This is a genomic window from Anabaena sp. EIM26 (assembly GCF_057568715.1).
In genome coordinates, this window is record NZ_JBWNLG010000002.1 from 36,310 (window position 1) to 60,880 (window position 24,571).

The window sequence follows — 24,571 nt, forward strand, 5'->3', positions numbered from 1 at the left end:
CGACAACTCGAAAGCCACATACAGCCCATGTTTGACATACTAGCACTGTTGCAATGCCTACTACCAGAAATAAAAGTGACGACGATGCGGCAGTTAAGCCAGATCATCACGGCCATGTTAGCCATGAGCGGGCGAGTCACAATGTTGGGAATATCGCGTTGGACGCTTAGTGGTGGTAGTTATCGGACGGTAATCAGATTTTTTCGTACAGTCATACCGTGGACAACGGTGTTCTGGGTGTTTTTTCGGCGGCATTTGTTCTGCCCAAATGATGTTTATTTGTTGGCAGGAGACGAAGTAGTAATAAGCAAAGCCGGGAAAAAAACCTATGGATTAGATAGGTTCTTTTCCAGTCTAATAAGTAAACCAATATTGGGACTATCTTTCTTTACATTATCATTAGTAAGTGTTCAACAAAGACACTCATTTCCGATTCAGATAGAACAGGTAATAAAAAGCGATGTAGAAAAAAGTAGTGTCTCGCCAAGTCCAGAAGTAAAACCTCAAGAAAAACGTGGACGGGGACGACCAAAAGGAAGTAAAAACAAAAATAAAAAGGAGGTGACTTTTACACCTGAATTGCTAAGAATTAAGAAGATGATTAATGAGCTATTTAAGTTAATAGCTAACTTTATTCCCCTCACTTACTTGGTCGTAGATGGTCACTTTGGGAACAATAATGCTTTGCAGATGGCTAGGCAGGTAAAGTTACACATAATTTCCAAGTTACGTCACGATTCGGCATTATATATACCTTACCACAATCCTGACCCTAATCATCGTTCCCGTCGTAAATACGGAGAGAAGTTGGACTGGCGTAATATTCCTGGGGCATATTTGCGTCAAAGTAGTCTTGAAGAAGATATTAAAACTGATACTTATCAAGCTACTCTACTGCACAAAGAATTTGGCCAACCACTGAATGTAGTTATTTTGGTGAAAACCAATCTCAAAACTAATGCTCGCAGTCACGTAATTCTGTTTTCTAGTGACTTAACTTTATCATCTGAAAAAATAATTGACTACTATAAGTTGCGCTTCCAAATCGAATTTAATTTCCGAGATGCCAAACAGTTTTGGGGATTGGAAGATTTTATGAACAGAGGTCAAACTGCTGTGACTAATGCTGTTAATCTTTCTTTTTTTATGGTCAATTTGTCTCATTATCTTCTAGCTCAGTTTCGTGAAGATAATCCCGGTGCTGGCATTGTTGATCTTCAGGCTTATTGTCGGGGTTTTCGATATGTTCGGGAAATATTAAAAATGCTTCCGCAACAGCCTGAGCCTATTTTATTATCCCAGATTTTTGCCAAGCTTACCTCTCTTGGTCGTATTCACAATGCTTCTACAGCCGTTGAACCCTCGTAATTTGGCTACAGTATTGCTACTTGATTAGCTAGTTCTTGACCGTGAACTAACAATCCTAATTCCATATTGAGCGTAAGGGCATACTCAGTTAGGTTAGCACTGGAAATGAATAGGTGTTTAGCATCTGAGAGCGCACAATTAACGTGCAAAGAACCATACCGCCCTTCATCATCCGTCAATCGCTTATTTTGCGGCCAAATGAACAATCGTGCTTTTTCTGCAATTTTTTGACCAAAGCTCATACTGGGTTTATTTGTAGCTATAGATACCCAAGATTTGTGCTAAAGTGTCAATTTTACCCAAACATTGCTGAAACCTATATATATCAATAGTTTCAGCCTCAGAATGCCCATGGTGCAATGAGCATCCATTCCGAAAATTACGATAAGAACTTGATGACCTGCTGGTAACATCCTGATTGACATGGATAAAACTGTACCATTTGAACCCCTCTTGTTTTTGTAGCCTGAAATCCTTATGGCTACGTTGTAAAAAGCTGTACCAATTAACAGTTTCTTAGAGATTCTATCTATGTGTTCTCTTGGATGCTTGATATTAGGTGTATTACCCCCCATTGGTGTCAAGTTAAGGCATCAGCCCAAATGTCAAGAGAGCGAGCAGCCGTTCGTCGGTGACGTTGACGGACGGTCTTGATTAAGCCCATAGAACGATGATGTTCGACAAGCCAAGGAATAAGTTGTAAATCAGGAGCAAGTAAAAGTGCGCGGTGGAAAAAATACAAACTGCGAAAAACCATTTCCACAGAAATGCGTTCTAAAGGTTGTTGTAAAGCAATAGCCACATCAGCACACAAGTCATTGAGGACAGCGTAGAAAATCCAGGTAGCATATATTTGCATCTGTACACCATTAGTGCCACCAACCCACAAATAGGACAAGCCCAATAAACGCTTAGTCAATAAAAATGCGTCCTCAATTCGCCAACGTCGGCGGTATAAATCACAAACCTCCTGTGGTGAAAGCTGTTGTGGGTCAAGAACATTAGTCAAATAATGATACCAAGTCTTACCCCATAATACGGATACTTGGCGCATGGGATAGCGACATGGGTTGGTATGATGCAATCCCATTTGAATAATTTCATCCCTGTAGTGAGAGCTACTAGAAAGTACACGCACTACCTTATATCTGACCTTTTCCTTTTGGCGGGTGAGAACATACTTACCGGCAGCAGTTAGAGAATCAAACCACTCAAAACCATAAAATCCCATGTCTACTATGAGTAAACCACCATCAGGTAAAAGTTCTAACAATGCTTGCCACCAACGAGTCTCATTCCGCTTGGCATCAGCATCATACCAAACTGCTACAGGAATATGAGTGAAAGCTTCTACTACCATCAGCATTTTTCCTGCCAACACTGAACCTGTTTTTTCTTGCAATTGTCCGAAGTGCTTTTTCATGGCTTCGAGTGTTGAGGCATCACAAATCCAAATGGCGGAAAATCTCTGCGCCACTGATGCCCAGGCTGGAGCTAATTCTTTTGCATTCCTTTTTGCTGCTAGACGTTCTACTACTTGCTCAAACATCTTGGCAAATAGATGCGCCGGTAAACTGTTGAGTCTTTGGGACAGAGCTTGCTTGCTGACTTTTGTTGCCTCTACCCACATTAGTCCTTCTATTTCCAGGCAGCGCAATACATCTGTTAAGTGTTGTACTTGTCGATATACTAGACTCAGTATTATTGCTGCCATTACTGGTAGGGTTAATACTCTTGAGCGCAAGCTTCGCTCTTTATCTTTTACCCCTTTGAGGTTGGCAAATGTCCCTGGACTTAATAGCCCAATCAACCGTGATTCTATCTCTTCACTAGCTGGAGCAGGTACGCTGACTTGATGGCGAAAATCTGGATTCCCTTGTTTTTTCCTTGGTTTACTCATGGCTCTTTTCAACACCCCTGTGTTGACTTTTACCATTTATTTCCCACTCTTGACACAAATCCATTTTTCTTAACTTGACACCAATGATCCTGGTATGTTTTCCAGTAACAACTTAATTCTCGGTGCGCTGAAATAGGTAGCCAGTGGTAAACCTGTTGTGGCGCGAAAACGGTCTATCCCACCATCTGCTGCTAGTTGATTGCAGATATAGTCAGTTCTGGTATCTTGCCAAACAATGGCGTTGTAGTAAGGTTCACCTGTTTTCTGATCCCAAACTACGATTGTTTCTCGCTGATTGGTAATGCCAATCGCTGTAATCTCGGCAACAGTAATATTACTCTGCTCTAAAGCATCTTTAATTACAGTTTGAGTACATGACCAAATTTCCTTGGGGTCGTGTTCTACCCAACCAGGTTGAGGATAAATCTGCTGATGTTCTTTTTGGGCATAGCCAGCAATTTTACCTTGCTTGTCAAAGATGATGAAGCGGGTGCTGGTCGTTCCTTGATCAATTGCAGCTACGTATTTGGTCATGGGTTTATGTTGCTTGGCTATGCACGTTAGTATCACGAAGTTTTCGCCATGTGAATACCAGTCATATACTAAGACAAATATTGTTGACAAGAAGAAATTACTCCTACTCGTAAAAAAAGCAGCAAGCTACACCGCAATATTGTATTGCTTGACTCCAACTAGAAAAAATCAGCAAATCTAGGTATAGACTCAATATTCAGGTTCTACTTTAGCCAAGTACAAAACCAAGTTGTGTTTAACGTGATCATGAACCTCCTTCGGCAAAACAGAGATCAAACAATCCATTAAAAAAGCTTTAACTTCCATCGTAGCTGCATTCACAGCCTGAGAAAACCCTTGCCAACCAAGATGTTCACTAAACGTAATCAAATGTTCAATCACCAAATCCGCAGATTCATAACCAGCTGCCCTATCCTGCTGCAACAGAGGTAAATACTCATCAATAAACCACTGTTGCTCCTTAGTCAAAACCTCCAGAGAATTATTACTAACCCTATATAGAGAGTTATATAGGAGTAGTAATAATTCTCTAAAGCTATTCCACCCCCCAAAATACTTCTTAGCAACCTGACTTAACCATTCTTGAGAAATACCAGCAGCTTTACCTAGCACCTCTTGAGTAACTTTCTGCCAATCTGTCACCCCATCTGCTACCAGCAACTTGAAACCTGTTAATATGCCCTTGCGTGTTTGCTGGATTTCCGTTCCTGCTTCTGGACAGATATCAAAAGCATCAGATTTAATAAACCTAGCATTAGGATAGTAGTCCGCTAAATAGGATAAATCTTTGTCACTAACCACATAAAAAGTAACCTCCTCCATTCTGCGATTAGCTCTAGTTCTACCTGCACACTGAACAACTTCAGTCTGAACCAAATGGTTAATTACATCTTGAAAAGCCTTATTTTCTTTACTAACACTTCTATCTCCTGTTAAAGTTATATAAACTTGACCAGACGCGCCAATATCTTGATAGGGAGTACCAAAACTACAAAGAGCTTGATTATCTTGATAGGCATTACTGCCACGATTATCAGCAAACCAATGTCCATCACCCTTGTTTTTATATGCTAAATGGTCTATGTAAGCAATATTGCCATCATGACGCTGATTTAATTCCTTTCGCAATGCCGCAATTCGTTCTTTTAATTTGTTACCACGCTCTTTACCCAGTAATCCAAAGCCCGTAATTTGGTGAATAGTCAGATTACTGTAATCAGGTGGAATTTCCGAAATCACCAGTATTTCCTCTGGATTAATCCCCAACTGCATAGCCACATTGTCACGGTTAGCAGTAGCGTCCATCAAGAAAACAAAGTCAAAAGCTTTGAGAACATCAACTTGACGGCTATTTTTAGTAGCAATAATCAAATGTTTGTTCTTAACTCGTAAAGCCCCTGGTTGAATGTCTCCGATAACTTCTAGAAGGGGAATTAACCATCTCACAGGTAAATCGTTGATATTCCTGTAAGTCTCTTGAGCAGCTTGTTTATTGAGGTGACTACGGATAAACTTTAAGGTTTTTCTGCTGAAAGAAATGCGATCGCATTTATCAACCCCATCTAATGTAATACTATCAGCCTGCTGTACCAATTTCTCAATATCTGGGGCAATAGTTTCCAGTTCGGCAATGATTTCCGGTATATCTGTGGGAATTGCCCCTAATAAAGCCCGGATTAACTCATCATTGTACCCATGATATGTTTCCTCAACAGGGGGAATTTCACCAGTTAGCAGTACCCGCAGTGGTAGAACTAAACTTCTAATTTTGTCATACACTGTGGGTAATTTGGTTTGTACCTCCATCATCGAGGAGTCAAAATCTCTCAAACTAACTTTAATAAAGTCAACTGGTTGTAATTGTCTAGAAGCTTCATCAACAAAAGCACCTGACTTCATAGCAGTAATATCTGTAGCTTGGGGTAAAGAGTTGATATTGGCACGAATCCGCTGAGATGCTAAAGCATCCCTTCTATCACGTCGGAAGGTAGCACCATTGACTTTCGGGAGGACATTACCAGCAGCATCTCTACCCGCACAATTAGCTCTGAGTTTACAGCCATTGCAGATAGGATTAAGGTTTGCTTCTGCGGATGTTTCTTTTTTGTATCCTTTGGTTGCAAGAGCATTAAAAAAATCTGTGAGAGGACAAGTTCCCTCAATGTTTGGTTCTTCTCCCAGTTGAGGCCAGTGTATTTGTGGGTTGCCCAGTGGTGTGAGTTTGTTATCATCTGCTACTAATCCGTTGTGGTGTACTGGTAAGTCTGTCCACTGTTCAATAGTTGCTACAGTGGGATTACGGTGTTCATTGCTGAGGTAAAACAGCGTATTGACTCCCAACTGTTCTGGCATAAATTCACCCACAGTGTGAGATTTACCAGCACCAGCGTGTGATAAATCTAAGATGAATTTTTTACCTGATTGAGTTGCATCTAGGTAAGTCTGTGTACGATTCTTCGGTTCAAACCAGATATCAACGTCTAGGTTATTGGTTGGTAAAAGTATTGTTGGTTTTAGTTGGTAAATAACGTTACCTATAAACCGTTGGACTTTATTAGTAACAGTGATTAAGGTGTGGATAAATTCTTCAAAGTCTCTCTTTATACCGTATTTAGCTTGCCATTGTTCTTTGCTGATTGTCGGATCTATGACGGTGGGGTGTAGGTTATTACCAAAGTATTCTCTGCGGTAATCGTTAAATATCTCACTTTGGTAATTGTTTAATTCTTTTTCTCGGTAATCTGGGAATACAGCATTTTGATAATTGTTTAATTCTTCTTTTCGGTAATCACTGAATCTCTTTATTTGGTATTTGTTATACTCTTCATTCTGGTAATTACTATTGAAAGTTGTACCTTCAACTTTTGGAAATCTAAATCCATACTGTTTAGCAATGTGAAATAGTGTGCCAATGGAAATACCAGAACGACCGCGAAAACTCTTAATTTTGGCTCTAATATTCCAAGTTGTTCCTTTGATTGATGGACTCCACTGTTCTCCTATAATCTCAGCATCTACAGCACCATAATGAGAATTTAGCGCCATTAATACATCTATACACTCTTTATAGTTGTTACTACCAGGACTACGTGAGGGAATATAAGTTAATGCTTGTTGAATTAGCTGATCAATATCCCAGTTGTTAGCTTCTGCCCGTTCTTGAAACTGTATCCGACGGGCTGTAATTTCTGCTAATCGTTGCTCATATTCGATTTTTTCTTGATAAGCGGTGGTGACAGCTTCATCTATCCAAGATTGGGGTAATCTGACATGAGGTTGAATTAAGGGGAATGTGGCTTGAGTATTGCCATAAAACACCCGTGAAGCATCTTTACAAGCTGGGTCATGGGGTAAATGCTTCATTAAGTAGCGCGTCAGCACTTCTACTGTATCTGCACCCTGAACATATTCAGGTAATACGAAGATTAAGCGGAATTTATGCCAATCTGGTTGATGGCTGGCTGTGGTGTAGATTAACGCGCAGTATTGTTTAATAAATGGGTGTTCTATTGCTTCGTCTAAATTTAGCTGATGTTGATAGATTTTCTTGGCTTGTCTACCATCTGATTTTTCAATGACATTACCGTTAATATCTACCCAAGCTCTATTGATCTTGATTGGTCTACCATTTTCATCTAATGGATTACCATTTTCATCTGTCCATGTTTGTGTGTTGTCAATATCTAGTAGCAACCATTGAGAACCAATAATATTGGCTTTACTCCGCCATTGACCTCCAAGTAAACCAGCACATAAGGCGTGTCCTGCTCCTACGTGTCTAATTACATCCCAAATTGTGCCTTTTCTGTCTTGGAAGTTGGCTGCTAGTTTCCGAAAATCCCAGTTTTTATCTTTACCAGTGGCGTTAAACGCGAATTTGATTTTGTCGTTCTGGATAGGCTCTGGTTCTAACCGTGGTGTAAATTGAGGCTGTTCAACGAAGAGGCAGGGGGCAGGAGGCAGGGGGCAGGCTTCCGCCGTGAGCGTCAGCCGAACGGGAGAAATGAATCTTTCCTCCTGCGGTAAAGCGGAGCGAAACTCATGTCTGAGTCCCCCACTTTTACAAAGTGGTTCTTGTCCAGGTGGGGTGGTCATTGAGCTTTGTCGAAGTGTCGAATTCCCATCTGTTGTGCCAGCTTCCCGCAGGGTACTGTCTTCTCTGCTCCCTGCTCCCTGCTCCCTTGCCTCCTGCTTCTTTTTTTCAGGCTGCTGTGGTTCTGATTGGTTATTAAATTGTTGTTGAGTGTTTGGGTTTTGTGATTCTGATGAGTTGTTAAATTGCTGTTGTGACATGATAGCCAATCCTCCAGTAAGTTTGTTGGAGGAATTGGAGCTATCCCGTATTAGTAATCTTTTAGACACATACTCAGGAAGATAAGAAGATAAAATTCCTGAATTGCTTTTTTACTAGGATTTACGCATGAGGTACAAACAATATGGGTTTGAGATTGTTTCCCGGCGATATCTAAGCTTTCTTTGCTTCTCCTATTGGAGACGGTGTGTGTTAGCGGCACACTATGTTAACGATTTAGCGTTAAAAGTCGCTCCGCGTAGCTTGAGCTTGCTTCCTTAAAGCGGTACACCGAAGGTATCGCAATTGCGTAAATCCTAATTTTTTTGTAAAATCAGTATTCTTCTGGTTTTACATCTCAACTTTTTGAGATAAGATTACTAACAGGGATATAAAAATTAGGCTGTTCAAACCCAATACCCCGCTCCAATTCCATGACGGAATCTATTTTGAAAACCTCGTTGTCCCACCGGGACGTGGGGTTTTCGCCTTTTAATCTATTCGTACTTTGCTAACCAAGCTGTAACAAACTCGGTTACTTCTTCTGACTGAATAACAAACGCCGTGCCTTTTCTCCTAAGAGCTAAAATTTTCATATTTCCTACCTCAGTATAAAGATGCTCATTGTGATCTTTGTCTGCCTTAGTAGGAGGCCATAAAACCAAAACTTTGGCTGTGGGTGTCTTTTGAGCTTCGCGGGAGGACATCCCAAACAAGGCTCTATTTTTGTCAAGCCACTTTTCATAATCTGCCAATTCAACTAATGGGCAGGGTGTCCATATTTTTAGTCCATGCTTATCTGTTCTCTTGATCTGTAAAACTTCTCTGGATTCGTTGTAGACAACCTCTCTATCTCCTCGTGAACGAATAGAGATAAACAAGTGAGTTTTGCGCGGAAACCTGATAAACAAGTCTATAGGGTTCTTGTCTTCAATTTGAAGCACTGGAAAAACTTGTATTCCCTTGTCTTTAAACTCTTCTAACAGTACGGTTGTTAGCTTTTCCAGTCGCGCAATTTTTTCCACCCTCACCAATGGTTTGTAAGCCAAGCCAAAAAGCAACCAGCCAGCGGGGTTGATTGTACCTGTGGCAATTGCTGAACCACTAGCTGCTAGAGCAACAGTGGAGTCAACGTTTTTTGCTTCCCTAAGTCCCTCTAAAGCCGCTTCGTTGTGCGGCGGAAGTTGAAAATCGGTAGGTGGGTCTTTCACTGTCAACATTACAACTTTTAAAATTAGTGGTGTGAAAATAGCACTTTCTTTACGAATCCTAATGCCTAATTCGGCATTTTGAATAGAAGAATTAGAGGGGCGGGGTGTACAGAAGAGGAAAAATTACTCTTCTACCTTGCGCTCTTTTTTCATGTCCCCCTGCACAAGAGTATTTTTTTTAATATCAGGCAACTTCTGAACCTGTAATTTCTATAAAATTTTGGTGAATATCTCTATTTTGAGTACCATTCTTTTTGGAAATTGCCTCTTCCACAAGTTTTGCTACCCATTCCATGACTGCTAAATCTGACTTTTTAGCAGCATCTTGTATTAATGGTTGTAAGTGTGCTGGCAGTTGTAAGGTGAGGTTAAAAGTTTCTCGTAACGGGACTAAATTATTTCTGACTTTAGATGATTCTCCAAAGCGGTAAGTCCAGTATTCACATTCTGCACCCCGTTGGTTGCCGTCTTTCTCAAGAAAACTTAATTTACCTAAGCGATCGCAATAAAAACTTTGGGGATCATCTTTTACCAACTCTTGATTACAATGACGGCAATTCCAGCAACTACGGTTTAATGATTGCTCAGAATTATCTGTTGATTGCTGTTGATGTTCAAAAGAGTTCTTTTGCCTGGATTTATTTGCTGAGTTCTCTCGGTGGTACTCTCTTGCTACCTGGGCAACGTGAGCAGCTGTGACTTTACTATTGGGGGCTGTACAAACTGCTTTACTCCAAGCGTCACGCTGTTTTTCTGGGGGTAAGGTTGCTAAAGGTCTCACTTGGCGCTCATTGGCTGGCAAAATTTGTGCGCCATGGCGCACATTTTCATAAACCAAAGCTGCATCAATTAGTTGGTAAACAGAACGCCGGGACATTTCCCAGCGATTCAGGCAATATTCGTCAAAGGTTTTGTAGCTTTGTCGATAAAGTCGTTTATCTCGAATTTGACTCAAAGACTGTCCAATTTCCCAAAAAGCTCTTAAACCCTGTTCAATTCTGCCTTCTAATCTACCTAGTTCAACTGTTTCTCCTTCATTCAGATGATCCTCGCTGTTTGATAAGTTTTGACTATTAGCCTGGTTTTGTTCAAAGTTCGTCTCTAACCCCATTGGATCGATATCTTCGGCAACAGTAAGATTTTGTGTATCTAAAAAAGTGGTAGAGTCGGAGGATGACCTTGCTTGGTTCTCTCCTCCATTAATAGAAACTCGATTTAAGCCCGTTGTGTACGTCATAACTTTAGCTTTGAGAGCGATGACACCTTGTTTATTGACGGATGCTTTCTCAAGTAGATTTTGTTACTTGCCCCCTGCAATATTAATAATCTTGCACAACGCAATATCAGTTGCATCTAAATTTATAATTTCTTAACATTTTGATATTGACTAAATCGTACTAGTACAGATTGGCGTAAATAAACCAATGGCTCGACTGAGCTATCCCTGCGGGACGCTACACGTAGCTTGCTTCCCCGTTCGCGGAGCGTCCCGAAGGGAAGAGGTACGCCGAACGTCCATTCCAACTGTTTGAAAATCTCATGCTGTATTCGTTTTGATTTTTGACTTCTGCCCTGCGGCACTAGTCCTTGTACTAAAATAAATGGAACTACTGTTCCTACTGGATGTAGTTCAAGAGTTCAAGTTTTCGTATACCGATATGCAGTTAAATAAAATGTGTTTATATACTTCCAGCTTTGATTGCAAGAGGTTTTGTCTATATGCAAGACAAAATTAGACCGCTATAACTCTCTTGTTTCACTATTGGATAAATTAACGAAGTGTGTTATTTTAGCCAACGAAGAATTAAGGTTATACCCTACTTTGGCTGAAGAGGGAGTAAGTACAGAAAGTATTGAAAATTTTGTAATCGCTCAATAATTTAGGGCAAAATAGGTTATTCATTCCCCCTCTAAAATTATCGAACCCCTTGATTTATTGTTGAAGATAGGCGAAGAGAGCGAATAGCTAACGGGTAAATGGCTCAAGAAAAACTTCAAAAGACGCAAGATCGTTACCGATACGGTAGTCCTTTCCTAATTATTGAACAGATACAAAATTTCAACCTCTTGCCGAATAAGGGTGATAAAATGTATTTCTTAGGAACAGCCCAACTAGAATTAAGTAGTTAGGCACAATTTAATAAAAATCTGTCTTCAAACCTTCATCTTGTCATGGAAGGGGCTTTCACTCCCTTTTCAAGGAGCCGGAGAGTTAGGTTTGTGATATTGTTTATCGCTTATTTGCTTACAACACCTGTTATGAATGAAAGAAACAGATCGTGTTCTTATGATGATTTACCTGATATCTGTTTTAGTAGAACATTATTTGTCTTCACCAATCCTCTTAATTAAGTAAAAAATGCGATAAAAAGTAAATTTTGTACTTGTTGAAAAAGCAAAAGTAAATTTTATAACTGGTAGAGCCAGGTTTTCTACTATGCAAAAACGTCATAAACGATTAGTTGAGTTAATTGAACATTTATTAAAAGAAGGCTGGACTCAAACAACTTTATCTGTAGAAATTGGTGTTGATTTTTCAACTGTATATAGATGGTTGAAAGGTAAAGCCATTCCTGAAACTGATTCTAAAAATTTCTTGCGTTTAGCAAAATTGAGTGGTGGTGATAGTGAAACATTGCAACACTACTTAGATGGTTATATATCTCTATCTACTTATCTTCAAAATTTTGATTTGGTTAAAAACTTATCAGATAATGTTACAACTGGCAAATATCCTGTTGAGCAAATCAAAAAGGAGCTTATAGCACGAATTTATACTTTAGATCCGGTAGACATTGCTGATATAATCAACACGAGTGTGATATTTTTAGCAGAAAGTAGGAAAGCAGCTATAAGAGTAGAAGCCAATTATCAGTAGTATAGCTTGTGCTGTTAATTGTACTACTACCAAAAGATGCAAAAAAGGTATAAAAAACTAATAAACCAGAATTTGATGTCAAGTTCCATTTCCTAAGTTGTGGTTTTATATTGGCTTGTCCAGTATTTAAAAATACCTAAAAGAACTTGGCTGGATTTTGTGTTCTTCAGCAGAGGTAAAGCTACAAAGATTGATTTTTGTTAAGTAATTTCTCTCTGATCTTTATGTAAATGCCATTCAAAAAATAGCACCTTAGATAGAGAAGGCTAATCTATTTTTACTTAGATAAATTTAATAAAAATCAATCTTTTGGATATTGTTTTTCTACCTTTATTTTGATATGTAAGCGGGTTTACACAATAAAAACGAAATGTATTGCGTTTTGTAAAATGGCTGAAACCCAACCATAATCTTGATGGAGACAACTTTACATACTGCTACATGACTTGAATTCTTTCGGTCAACCTACTTAAATTATTTAAATTTTTCTTGTTCAAGAATTATCTAAGAAACCAATAGAGTAAACTCTATGGATAAATATTAAGAAAAGATTAAATTAAGATATTTGTCATCTATCTAATTTAAGAGATACGTTACCATCTCTAAATATCATCATTAATACTGCCGAATCAGAGTAAACCGCACATAGTAGGTAAATCAAATGATCAAAACAGTAATTATCGATGACCATGATTTAACTCGATATGGTATCAAAATGGTACTATAGCAATCCTAAATCATTCATGAGAAAACACCATACTCATAAAGTTTTGGAAAGTCAAAAATTTGACAATGAATGGATAACTCAAATAACGCCTTGACTACAGTAAAAGAATGACAGAAAAAATAAAACTCTCTAATTAATCGTTTTGCTTGTAGCCAAATATCTTCTACAGGATTCTGTTGTGGTGCATTCGGGGCAAATCTCAAGCAGGTAATCCACCATTGTTCTTTTTCAAGTTCACGATTTAATGAATCTAGATAATCTTGAATTTCTTGTGAACGATGATAACTTGCACCATCCCAAATTATTAAAAGTTTGGCTCCAGGTCGCTGTTTTTGAAGATATTCTAAAAAATTAATTGTGTTTTTAGAGTCACCTTTTTCAGCTTTATACGTGAGAAATTCTTTGGTTTTATAATCCAATGCACCGAAATATGTTTGTTTATCACGAGCATTTACTACTGGTATTGTTACTCGTTCACTAGTTTTCCCCCAAACATACCCTATTATATCCCCCCAAAGTAAATGACATTCATCTACCATGAACACAACTAGGTCTCCTGTCTCTATTTGAGGCCGTCGCGTCTCCAACAACTCACAAATCTCTTTTTTTTTTGAATCTACTAATTCTTGGTTATATTTTGGATTATTTGCTTGAGTTTTCTTCCAACTAATACTGGCAGCATCAAATAAATCGTAGTAACTTTGTTTTGAGGAGAATGTTACTCCATATTCTGAGGCAATATAGTACTCTAATTCATTTAAAGTCCATCTGTCTTTGGTTTGCAACCATTCCATTACCTCGGCACGTTGAAGCTCATCTAGAAAACCTTTACTTCCTTTATGCCCTAGTTTTAACCCTTCCAGCCCCAGTTTAAAAAATGCTTTTTTATAGGTACTAATGAAGCCAGATGAGACACCTAATATTGGCATTATCTCTTCATGCTTGTATCCACATAACAGCATTTTTACTGCTGTAGCTCGCTTGATTTCACGTGGCTCTTTATTATTTTTGATAAAATCTTCTAATAATTGTATCCACATCACCACACCTGCACCTTGGTTTCAAACGTTACTTTTAAGCTCTCTCCGTATTTTCTCATGAATGATTCCGGATTGCTATATTACCAGAAAGTTTACCTAATCCTTCTTCTTCAATATACAAAAGGGATTCTAAAAACTCTCTTCGTCCTTGTTCTTGTTCCTGTGCGTCTTTACCCCGCAAGAACTTATTAAAAGCTGGAACTAAACGAGTATTAGCATAGTCAATCCAAATTCTTGCAACTGCTTTTTTAGCAGGATCATGAGGTAACAAAGCTGGTTCGGGAAAAACTTCTTCTAAATATTCATTGATAATTGTAGATTCATATATTTCCACATCTCCATGTTTGATGGCTGGAACTTTCCCATAGCGAGAAACTTGGGTAAAAGCTTCTGGTTTGTTCTGTAAATCAATTTCAATTGGTGTAAAATCAATTCCTTTTTCCAGCAACACTACACGGGTTCTTTGGGAAAAAGTAGAGGCTTTAGCAAAGTAAAGTTGTAAGGTACTCATTTAGTGCTTTCCTTGATTAAGATTTGTTTGAAATTTTGGTTAATTGCAAAAATCGCAAGTTGAATGACAGCCAAAGATAGAAGTGAATCAATTTCACTCCTACGATTTACATTTTTTGACTGGCAAACTACCAGAACTTAAATTTAACTACGGTTTCTTGGTCGAATTAGCGTATTATATTAGGAGTATTCCATAGTTTTTACTAAAAAACAAGTCTTTTAGCAAACATTCTTCTCGAAATATAGAGCCAAAATGCCCAACAATTTAACACTGGTTCATAGCTTGCTTCTGTTCAGTACCGCTTTCATTGCCGGGTCGCTTAATGCTGTAGCGGGCGGTGGTAGTTTTATTACATTCCCCACCTTAATATTTACTGGTATATCGCCAATTACCGCCAATGCTACAAATAATACTGCTTTATGGATTGCAGCTATGGCCAGTGCAGGAGCATATCGTCACAATTTGCACATCCCGCGACGACAGCTTTTGATACTATGTATTACCAGTTTAATTGGTGGGGGAATTGGCTCTGTTATTTTGTTGTATACATCAGCGGATATGTTTAAACAGCTACTTCCTTATCTGTTACTTTCAGCAACGCTGATATTTACATTTAGCGAACCCCTAAAAATGTGGCTACAATTTCAAAGCAAAAAATCATCACCAGAATCTCCACCTTTATTAATTCTCGTGATTGCTCAATTAGCAATATCTATCTATGGTGGTTTCTTTGGTGCAGGTTTAGGAATTTTAATGTTAGCCACTTTAAGTTTTTTAGGTATTAAAAATATTCACACTATGAATGCTTTTAAATCTTTTCTTGGTAGTTGTATCAACGGTATCGCTATTTTTCCTTTTATGTTCGCTGGTTTAATTGCTTGGCATCAGGCTATTTTAATGGCTGTGGGTGGTTCTCTTGGTGGGTATTTGTGCGCTCATTATGCTCGGAGATTAGACCCTCGTTTTGTGCGGATATTTGTAATTGTTGTTGGTTTTAGTATGACTACTTACTTTTTTATTCGGGGATAAAACTGATAACTATTGTCGGCTATGATTGAAGTTATCGTCCTGATAAGCATTCTGGCTTCTTATATCGGCTTCTGGATGATAACAAATCATGTAAAATAAAAAATATCATAATTATATGAGTATAATATTTCTATACTGTTATTTTACATTTGACTGGAAATGAAAGTTAAAGACCTGTTATTTCAACTAAATCAATTTGAAAAAGCACTTCATGTGTATAACGAAAGTTTATCGGATTTAGAAGGTAGACAAACTCAAAATAATATTTTTTCTTTTGGACAAAAAGATAAGATTCTTGCTCCTAAAGAGCAGTCAAAAACTTTATTAAGAATGCTGGCTGTCATAGAACCTTATTTACACACTTTAGGTGATATTCAGGGTCATGTTCCTATATCTAATTTATCAAAGTATATTTCCTTTGACTCATCAAATTTCTTTAACCCTAGTCTTGAAAGAAGAATAATTCCGTTAATTAATTTGTTTATAGGTAAATTATCGTCTATGGATCAAGATCAAGAAATTATAATTAATAACAACATTACAGATAATAAAACAAATGATATAATGTTTCATTATTTAGATTTCTTGCATCCTAAAATTAAAGAGGCTTCTAATCAATTATTTTTAGATGGTCATTATCATCAAGCAATAGAAGCAGCTATTAAAGCAATTAATCAGTACATTAGAGATAAAACTGGCTTAAAATCTGATGGTGCTGATCTAATTAACAGAGCTTTTACATCAGATAAAGATATAAGCAAGCGAGTTCTTGTATTTAGTGATTTATCTACTGAAACTTTACTTAATGAGCAAGTAGGTTTTGCAGAAATGTTAAGAGGATTTACAAAAGGTGTAAGAAATGTTTTAGCACATAGTCCAGCACAACCAGAAGATCCTCAAAAAGCTTTTGAATACTTAACTATGGCTTCTTTATTTTGTAGACGTATTGATGATACTTATAAAGAAAATCCTTGAAAAATTTGATAATAACTGTAGGTTAGCTTGAGAAACGAAACCCAACACCTCAGATTTATCTTTTGATGTTCATGTTGGATTTCATTTTATACATCCGGCTCTTGCGCCTTTTTTATGGAGAATTAATACTAAAATGCCAGTTTAATAAACTACGTAATCTGAAATTGCTAAAGTTACGGAATCCATATCCAAGTCTTTTGATTAATTTGAGTTTATTATTAATTCCTTCCACAGTACCACTGGTAGTTCTACCGTCAAAATAACCTACGACTTCACCAAACCATCTAATCATTGTTCCTATACTTTTGGGAAAATACAAAAGTCCATCGTGCATCCAATCCAATAAATTCATTATGTTTTCACCCCAAGACTTAGTAGATTCAAATATGTCTCGAAATTCTTCTTTTAGGGCGTGCATTTTCGCCAGAGTAGGGGAAACTTCTTGAGCATTATTTAATCTTTCTTTTTGTTGTTCATTTAAAGAATCCTCATTTTTTATGAAGCTATATTTGCTTTTATTTAATCCTGCTAATATTCGGTGTCGCTCCGATTTATTATCTAAAGACATGGCGGCTTTTTTCTCAGATTTACGCATAGCATCTAATTCCTCATTTACTTGTTTCATTACATGAAATCTATCGGCAGTTATATTTGCATTTGGCATTAATTCTTCTACTAAACTTTTATAAGGAGACCAGAGATCGATACTCACTTCAACTATTTGTTCAAGTACCTGAGATCCCCATTTCATAATAACTTCACGTATTTCTTCTATTCTTCTTGACTTCACTAACTCAATTGGTTTACGAGTATCTAAATCTACTAATACTGCTAAATAACTTCCTTGACCTTTCACCAAAGCAATCTCATCTATGCCTAACCTTTTCACCTGATTTAAATTAATGTTTAATATTTGTGATACTTGGCATCACCGTGCCGATTCGGGAAATTTGTACGCTAAGAAAATTTCAAAAAGTTGAAACCCTTAACTATCAATAGTTTCAGGAAGTGTCATCCGAATGAAATTTTTTGTATTTCAGACCAATGGTCGTTAAAAAATTCCTTGAGAGTTGAACGTTAAAAATCTTTAATGGCAAGGCTTTGGACGATTACTCTGATTTCTTAGCGTACAAAACTCCCAATTTGGCACAGTCTAGCCTAATGTGACGGATAGTTCGGGTGGACAGGGGGGCTTTGCGCTCGGAGACGAACACATACTGAGTTTCAGGATAATCTCGTTTAATCTGACGTAATGACCTCAATTCAGGGGCGCATAGGGGATGAGTGCTATCATGCCCATGTTTTACTCTTCTTATCTCTATGTAGCCGTCGTTCAAATCAATTTGTGACCATTTTAGAGAAACTAACTCTGCGGTGCGTAGCCCATGCCGAAACATCAGTAAAATAATGGCTGCATCTCGAACTCCGTGTCTTCCAAATGAATGCGCTGCTTTGATCATTGCTTCTACTTCTTTTGGACGCAAATATTCCCGCTCTCGCTTTGACGCTACTTTTACAGGGGGAGGAGGGTGAGAAACCATCTTTGCCGAAAAGGGAAGTTGGGGTAGTTGGGTAAGAATGGCTGAAAGCTTTATGATCTGTTTCTCCCTTCATCATACATTGCCTAAATTGACTCAAACTAGGCAATGTTTGAAAGGCATAAATACATGAATACTTTACAAAACTTTACGTCGTGCTAAATTTTGCGCGTATCTTGTCTTTACCCCTGTTTCAGGGTAATCATTTACGATGTAAATAGTTGGTTAATAATTGCCTTTTCCCTATTACCAATTACCAATTACCAATTACCCAATATCATTAAGTAATTGTAAATGTTTCTGCACCGAAACAATAGTATTTGCAGCCATCATCCCACTTGCGGCCACAGCAGGTAAACCTATTCCCGGAAAAGTTGAATCTCCACAACACAACAACCCCGATAAAGGAGTAGTTGCACCAGGAAATAAACCCTTCCCTGCAACTATCGCAGGTCCATAACTACCATGATGACGACGTAAAAAACGCCCATGAGTGAGGGGAGTACCCACTAAAGTAACTTCACAACGAGAACGAATATCAGGAATAATTCTTTCTAAAGCTTGCCACATTACTTCCGCACGTTCTTGTTTTAATAATTTATATTCTTCGCTATTTCTTTCTATTCCTTGCCAAATTTTATAAGGTTCATTTCCTGGTGTATAGACATGAATCACGTGCTTTCCTGGTGGTGCTAAGGATGAATCTAAAACCGAAGGAATAGATATTACAACTACATTTTGCGGTGCATTTACGCCTTTTTCCCAATCATTAACTACTATATAATGAATACCTAAATTTTCTGGTAATCCTGTGGCATCAATTCCTAAATGTAGGTGCATAAAACTATCACATTCAGGAGTTGCTTGTTGCTTTTCTACATACCTTTTGGGTAAAGCAGCAGGGGGAATAAGTTTAAGGGTATCCCACACTGAAGCATTAGAAACAACTGCTTTACTGGCTTTAATTTCTTGACCATTCCGCAGACGCACACCCACAGCACGGTTATTTTTTGCTAAAACCTGCTCCACATGGGCGTTTAAAATTAACTTACCACCATTTTTAGTTAAACCTCTGACTAAAGCATCAACGATCGCACCACTACCACCTAAAGGATAATCTAACTGCACACCAGGACGATACCAGTCTGCAAACATAAACGCCACTTCTGCGGCTATTGTCCCATTTGCGGGTAATCCTGATAACAAAAAACAAAGTAAATCTAACCAGTTACGAATAAATGGATCTGTAATGACACTATCAATAATGTTAGAAAATGGCCCTGTTAATTTAATCACATTAGCAGCTTGTTGGAGTAAAGCCGGGGCAAATTTACCCACTGTTAACACTGCTCCTAAATCGTAGCGTAAAGCAGCAGGAGGTAAGGCGATCGCACTTTTACCCAAAGGTGTCATAATTGCCTGAAGTTTGCGCCATTCACTTACAGCTTTATCTCCCCGCAGTTGTTGTAACACCTGACAAAATTGGTCAGCACCCACTTGAGTATCAAAATTTCCCTCTGGCAAATAACAACCCCATGTATTGTAATTAACACAAGGTAAATCTTCCCCAATGACATCTAAAACTTGACGTAGGGGGTTAGGGGAAGGGGTATAAGATAAACCAGAATATAAAGATGGTCCAGACTCAAATTTGTAACCGTTGCGTTCAAAAGCATGAGCAGCACCACCAGCGATGGAGTGGCTTTCTACTACTGTGACATCAATTCCATAATGTGCCAACAGTGCAGCACAACTCAACCCGCCAATACCGCTACCAATTACAATTACTTCTGTATTACTCATAAATTATTTTCTATTATCCTATTAGCGTAAGTGGCTAAACAGATTTTTCTGTTCCCTGTTCCCTATCTCAACACCTACCTACTTACTGAAACAGGTAGTTTTGTGTTTCTCCCATTAATTCATAGCCAATCGCTTCATACATCCGTTGAGTTACAGTATTATTTTTATCAGCATACAAAAAGCAGTAACGCTGACCATCATCTAATAACCGTTTAGTCACGGCTGCTGTGCAGGTTTTCCCATAGCCTTTTTGCCGATATTCTGGAGGAGTAAAAATAAATGAAACTCGATATCCATTGGCAGCTTGCCCCATTTTGCATCCCATTGATACCGGGACACCATCTTCCCACAGAAAAACATGACCTTCATGGATCTGCTGATTTATCCAATCCTGACTATAATGTGCAAGGCTACCGAGAGCTTCTTCAAAAAAAGCAACAAACCATTGGTTGACAAGAGAGATATCTGCTGTGGTGGCTGGTCGCAGTTGGCCTTTTGTCCAGGTAAAAGGATGAAGTTGTTGCAAGCGATAGGCACAGAGTGTCATTTCTAATTTATGAACTTGCCCAGTAAGTTGAGTCCAGACTTGGGCAAAGTGTTGAGCGATATTAGGTGGAGCATTCACCATTGATAAAGTACCATACTTCTGCAAATGTTGTGCTAATAACTCCACTGCATCGAGATGAGTCAGCATGGAAATAAAAACACGATTTCCTGCATTATTTATTGCTACGGCTAAAATTTCTCCATTGGATTCAATAGTAATTAATTCCGGGTATTGCTGTAATGTTTGTGCCGAATGAGTGATTGTGTAAAACTGAGATAGCATAGCATGATGTAAAGCTTCATTCCGCAGTAAGAAATCGCGCACTCGTTGGTTAAAGCTATCAGTATTTGGCTCTTCATTACCTATTATGCCAAATTATTAGCAGTAGGCATAAAATACTATTAAAAAACATATTAAAAACTGACTAAAAGTCTTACAGGTATTGACATATGAACAATATATATTGTTAAGTATAAATACAATTAACCGTATTTTTAGATAAAGTTAGAGTTATGACTGGCAAAAGAGATATTAAAATTCTCACAGAGCTTCTTGATTTAGATGATGTAAAAGTCATATCACATCGTCTTCATAGTGGGATTGGAATGATTTTACAAACCGAATCAAAAAAGTCATATGGTACTTGCCCCAACTGTGGCACAAAAAGCCATAAATTACATCAAAACCATCACCACATTATTAAAGACTTACCTTTTGGAGAAAAGCCAGTATTTTTAGAAATTAATAGACGACAGTTCAAATGTGCTGTATGTAAAAAACCGTTTAGCGAAGACCTAGATTTTGTCAGAAAAAAAAGGACTTTTACAAAGCGACTGGCACATAAGACAATACAAGAAGTTTTAGAGAATGATATTCATAGTGTAGCGTCAAAAGGTATAGTGACAACGGAAGAAATAGAACGGATGCTAAAAGATGCATCCGAAACATTACCCAATTTAAAACCTCTGAACTTAAAAAGACTTGGACTTGATGAAATAGCTCTGATTAAAGGCAAAGGTAATTACTGTGCAGTCTTAATAGATTTAGATACATCTCAACTAATTACTATATTAAATGGACGTACGCAAGAAATAATCAAGAAAACTCTTATGGAATGGGGATTTGAGGTTTTAGAACAAATAGAAGAAGTCAGTATAGATTTGTGGCAAGGCTATAAAAATTTAGTCATAGAATTAATGCCAAATGCCCAGGTAGTAGCAGATAGATTTCATGTAATGGCACAGATAAATAAAGAACTAGATACACAAAGAAAAAAAGAAAAACGCAGCGTAGAAGAGTTAATTAAAAAAGCAAATTCAGCAGAAGAAAAATCTAAATATGAACAAATATTATCAGGTCTGAAAAATAGTAAATATCCCTTACTTAAGAATGAAGAGAATTTAAATGAGGAGCAATTACACAAACTTATTCAAGTTCAAAATGTATCCCCTGTATTGAAAGTAATGCATGAACTGAAAGAGAAAATTAGAACGATTTTTAATAATACTCGTGATTGGTATACGGGAGTCTTTAAACTGGGTATGTGGCTATCAAAAGCTAAAAAATATTTCCCAAATAGTAACAATACTATTATTCGTTGGTTTGATGAAATTATTGCTTACTTTGATAACCGAACAACTAGTGGTACTGTAGAAGGAATTAATAACAAACTTAAGCTGATCAAACGTTCTAGTTATGGGTTTAGAAACTTTGATAATTTCCGAGTTAGATGTTTACTTAATTGGCATCTATATTATTAGTTTAGCATAGCAACTACTGAAGAGCCGAATATTTTTTGTAGCAGGAATCTACAGGAGCAAGTTTTTTCGTCAACAACCAATGAATCAAAAACTCTCATTAATTCTGTAGGCGTAGCCGTGCCGCAGGCTATCCTGTATTCTGTATCCTGAATCCTTACGATTAATTGACAATTGTTTCGTTTCATTCAAGATTTAAAACCTCGTATTTCAAGCACATTTAATATTATGATGGAAGTGAACAACGACATTACTGTAAGTATTACAATCACAGTACAACCTCAAGAAAATGCACAGTACATTTGCCAGATGTCATCGTCTTTAGATGATACCAGACAGAATTGGCAATGTTATGGTCAAACAAAAGAACACGCCATCGCCATTGCCTTAGAACAACTAGCTGATGAGTATCGCCGAATAGCGGAAGAAAGACAAAATATAGATTGGGAAACAGTGGAGCGTTCAGACTCTGGAGAACCAATTGCCAAGCATTATCATGTTATTCTGCACTACGAACGCATTGCTGAAGAAGAATCGAAGTTTGAGGCAATGCACAATACAATTATGGGAAATACGGTGGTGGAGAATGCTAAAATCACGGTGATTGAGATTGATCCAAGTATACCCATTGATCCATTAACTCGCTCTTGGGATTGATTGACTATATTAAGTAGTCGTGCAAAATACCCCTCTTCTGTCACTCTCCGAAAAAATTTGTCATTTCTGAATCGTAGAGCTTTTATCTACCAGGCGATTGGCTTCGCCAGTGCCGTAGGCAATCGCCCGATTTTTTGCTATTCAAAAATCCAACACCGATTTTTTTCTAATAGGATGACTTGTATTGATTGCGTGAAGAGGCTTCCAGAGATTGCCCTCACGGAAAGTGACAGAAAAGGGATACAGCAGTTTCTGAAGATATGAAGTACACTTTTGGCGGGCAAGATGCCCGCACCACAAGAGTTTGATGATTTGTTTTTGTACCTCATAACATCGGTAAGTGCTGTAAATTTATTATTGAGCCATTCCCAAGACCATGCAGGTAGCAATTTTGTAGACAAAACAAATCATGAAACAGACAAAAACTCTGGCCGCAAAATTACTTTTTGGCATGGTTTTAATAGGACTTTCTGCTTGCAACCTAACAACAACTGAGTCCGCAAACACTCTTCATCAACAAACACAAACAGCCCAACAAGTCAGCCAACAAACAGCTACTAATAATCAAGCCTGTACCTTAGTAGAAAATGGCTTCGGTTCACAAGGACAGGTAAAACTACGGGTAGAAGAAGTCGTAACAGGTCTAGAAGTTCCCTGGGCAATAGCTTTTCTGCCTAATCAAGATATGTTAGTTACCGAACGACCGGGACGAGTTCGCCTGGTACGGAATGGTCAACTGATTCCCCAACCAGTAGCTACTATCAATGTCACAGAAAGCGGTGAAGATGGTTTACTGGGTATTGCCACCCATCCCAACTTTGCCAAAAACCGATTTTTTTACATTTACTACACCGCTGATAAAAATGGATCACAAGTTAATCGTGTAGAAAGATGGCGACTATCTCCGAATGGACTTACTGCTTCACCGGATAAAGTAATTGTTGATAATATTCCCGTAGCGCAATTTCATAACGGTGGTCGTATTCGCTTTGGACCTGATGGAATGCTTTACATTGGCACTGGTGATGCCAGAGAACCGCAGATTTCCCAAGATGTTAATAGCCTTGCTGGTAAAATTTTGCGTGTCACTCTTGATGGACAAGTGCCACCAGATAATCCGTTTGCTAACAATCCTGTCTATATCACTGGGATTCGCAACACTCAAGGGTTTGATTGGCTGGATAAATCAACACTATGGGTGACAGACCACGGACCTAGTGGAGATTTGGGAAGAAGAGGTCACGATGAACTCAGTTTAGCAAAAGCAGGAGATAACCTGGGCTGGCCTACTATCTACCGTTGTGAATCACAGAAAGGAATGGTTACTCCGTCCATTGTTTGGCGTGAAGCTTTACCTCCTGGTGGTGCAGTAATTTATATAGGCAATTCTCTTCCTGAATGGAAAGGGAGCTTAATAATTGCCACTCTTCGTTCTCAACACTTACAGCGCGTTGTTTTCAATCCTCAATCTCCCCAAAAAATTGAACGTCATGAGGTGTATTTGCAAGGTCAATATGGAAGGCTGCGAGAAGCAATTATGGGGACAGATGGTGAATTATATGTTACCACCAGTAATTGTGATGGCAGGGGAAATTGTCCTCCACAGAGGGATAAAATTCTGCGTATTACTCGATAAAAACCTGAGAATGCGATCGCCTATAGCAATCCTAAATGATCCGTGAGCGTTCAACAGCCTCAAATGCTTATAAAACAAAGATTTTTATTTACTTTCTCACGATTGGGGTAGAATCGCTTAGAAGAAATAGGATTTTGCATAGGTTTTGTTTATAAATTGATAATTGTTT

General features: G+C 38.1%; 16 protein-coding genes and 3 pseudogenes. 7 read left to right on the forward strand and 12 right to left on the reverse strand.

Annotated elements, in window-relative coordinates; all coding sequences use genetic code 11:
* Positions 1–27: 27 nt before the first annotated feature.
* A complete protein-coding gene (locus tag AC012T_RS26185; RefSeq protein WP_487059178.1) occupies positions 28–1,368 on the forward strand; it encodes a transposase in 1,341 nt (446 codons plus the stop codon).
* A 5-nt stretch (positions 1,369–1,373) separates the two neighbouring features.
* Here AC012T_RS26185 and AC012T_RS26190 read toward each other — a convergent pair whose 3' ends face one another.
* The 6 genes and pseudogenes from AC012T_RS26190 to AC012T_RS26215 all read right to left on the reverse strand — a co-directional run bounded on the left by AC012T_RS26190 (position 1,374) and on the right by AC012T_RS26215 (position 10,541).
* A complete protein-coding gene (locus AC012T_RS26190; RefSeq protein WP_487067060.1) occupies positions 1,374–1,610 on the reverse strand; it encodes a phospholipase D-like domain-containing protein in 237 nt (78 codons plus the stop codon).
* A 338-nt stretch (positions 1,611–1,948) separates the two neighbouring features.
* Positions 1,949–3,268: an IS4 family transposase gene (locus tag AC012T_RS26195; protein WP_487066462.1), complete on the reverse strand. Its 1,320-nt coding sequence runs from the start codon at positions 3,266–3,268 to the stop codon at positions 1,949–1,951.
* Positions 3,269–3,352: 84 nt separating this feature from the next.
* Positions 3,353–3,802, reverse strand: a pseudogene (locus tag AC012T_RS26200) (FGGY family carbohydrate kinase); the annotation flags it as partial.
* A 189-nt stretch (positions 3,803–3,991) separates the two neighbouring features.
* Entirely contained in the window at positions 3,992–8,095 is a 4,104-nt protein-coding gene (locus AC012T_RS26205; RefSeq protein WP_487067062.1) for a PriCT-2 domain-containing protein, read from the reverse strand.
* Positions 8,096–8,590: 495 nt separating this feature from the next.
* Positions 8,591–9,313 (reverse strand): hypothetical protein, encoded by a 723-nt coding sequence (locus AC012T_RS26210; RefSeq protein ID WP_487067064.1) that lies wholly within the window; start codon positions 9,311–9,313, stop codon positions 8,591–8,593.
* Between the two features lie 175 nt (positions 9,314–9,488).
* A complete protein-coding gene (locus tag AC012T_RS26215; protein ID WP_487067066.1) occupies positions 9,489–10,541 on the reverse strand; it encodes a hypothetical protein in 1,053 nt (350 codons plus the stop codon).
* Between the two features lie 1,200 nt (positions 10,542–11,741).
* Between AC012T_RS26215 and AC012T_RS26220 the strand changes: the two genes are divergently transcribed.
* On the forward strand, positions 11,742–12,182 hold the full coding sequence (locus tag AC012T_RS26220; protein WP_487067068.1) for a helix-turn-helix domain-containing protein: 441 nt from the start codon (positions 11,742–11,744) through the stop codon (positions 12,180–12,182).
* A 741-nt stretch (positions 12,183–12,923) separates the two neighbouring features.
* Here AC012T_RS26220 and AC012T_RS26225 read toward each other — a convergent pair.
* Positions 12,924–13,949: an IS630 family transposase gene (locus AC012T_RS26225; protein WP_487059111.1), complete on the reverse strand. Its 1,026-nt coding sequence runs from the start codon at positions 13,947–13,949 to the stop codon at positions 12,924–12,926.
* 79 nt (positions 13,950–14,028) lie between these two features.
* Positions 14,029–14,460, reverse strand: a pseudogene (locus AC012T_RS26230) (glutathione S-transferase family protein); the annotation flags it as partial.
* A gap of 252 nt (positions 14,461–14,712) precedes the next feature.
* On the opposite strand from AC012T_RS26230, the gene AC012T_RS26235 reads away from it, so the two are divergent.
* Both AC012T_RS26235 and AC012T_RS26240 read left to right on the forward strand, forming a co-directional pair.
* Entirely contained in the window at positions 14,713–15,489 is a 777-nt protein-coding gene (locus AC012T_RS26235) for a sulfite exporter TauE/SafE family protein (protein ID WP_487067070.1), read from the forward strand.
* A gap of 159 nt (positions 15,490–15,648) precedes the next feature.
* Positions 15,649–16,464, forward strand: a complete 816-nt coding sequence (locus tag AC012T_RS26240; protein WP_487067072.1) for a TIGR02391 family protein — start codon at positions 15,649–15,651, stop codon at positions 16,462–16,464.
* A 112-nt stretch (positions 16,465–16,576) separates the two neighbouring features.
* On the opposite strand, the pseudogene AC012T_RS26245 reads toward AC012T_RS26240, so the two are convergent.
* From AC012T_RS26245 to AC012T_RS26260, 4 genes and pseudogenes are all read right to left on the reverse strand, one after another.
* A pseudogene (locus AC012T_RS26245) lies at positions 16,577–17,389 on the reverse strand (ISL3 family transposase); the annotation flags it as partial.
* 184 nt (positions 17,390–17,573) lie between these two features.
* Positions 17,574–18,005: a tyrosine-type recombinase/integrase gene (locus tag AC012T_RS26250; protein ID WP_487067074.1), complete on the reverse strand. Its 432-nt coding sequence runs from the start codon at positions 18,003–18,005 to the stop codon at positions 17,574–17,576.
* A 264-nt stretch (positions 18,006–18,269) separates the two neighbouring features.
* Positions 18,270–19,805, reverse strand: a complete 1,536-nt coding sequence (locus tag AC012T_RS26255; RefSeq protein WP_487067076.1) for a phytoene desaturase family protein — start codon at positions 19,803–19,805, stop codon at positions 18,270–18,272.
* An 82-nt stretch (positions 19,806–19,887) separates the two neighbouring features.
* Entirely contained in the window at positions 19,888–20,676 is a 789-nt protein-coding gene (locus AC012T_RS26260) for a GNAT family N-acetyltransferase (protein WP_487067078.1), read from the reverse strand.
* Between the two features lie 188 nt (positions 20,677–20,864).
* Between AC012T_RS26260 and AC012T_RS26265 the strand changes: the two genes are divergently transcribed.
* The 3 genes from AC012T_RS26265 (at position 20,865) to AC012T_RS26275 (ending at position 24,402) form a co-directional block, all read left to right on the forward strand.
* On the forward strand, positions 20,865–22,112 hold the full coding sequence (locus tag AC012T_RS26265; RefSeq protein WP_487059515.1) for an ISL3 family transposase: 1,248 nt from the start codon (positions 20,865–20,867) through the stop codon (positions 22,110–22,112).
* A 225-nt stretch (positions 22,113–22,337) separates the two neighbouring features.
* Complete coding sequence (locus AC012T_RS26270) at positions 22,338–22,766, forward strand: hypothetical protein (RefSeq protein ID WP_487067080.1); 429 nt, start codon at positions 22,338–22,340, stop codon at positions 22,764–22,766.
* A 409-nt stretch (positions 22,767–23,175) separates the two neighbouring features.
* A complete protein-coding gene (locus tag AC012T_RS26275; RefSeq protein ID WP_487067082.1) occupies positions 23,176–24,402 on the forward strand; it encodes a PQQ-dependent sugar dehydrogenase in 1,227 nt (408 codons plus the stop codon).
* Positions 24,403–24,571: the final 169 nt, after the last annotated feature.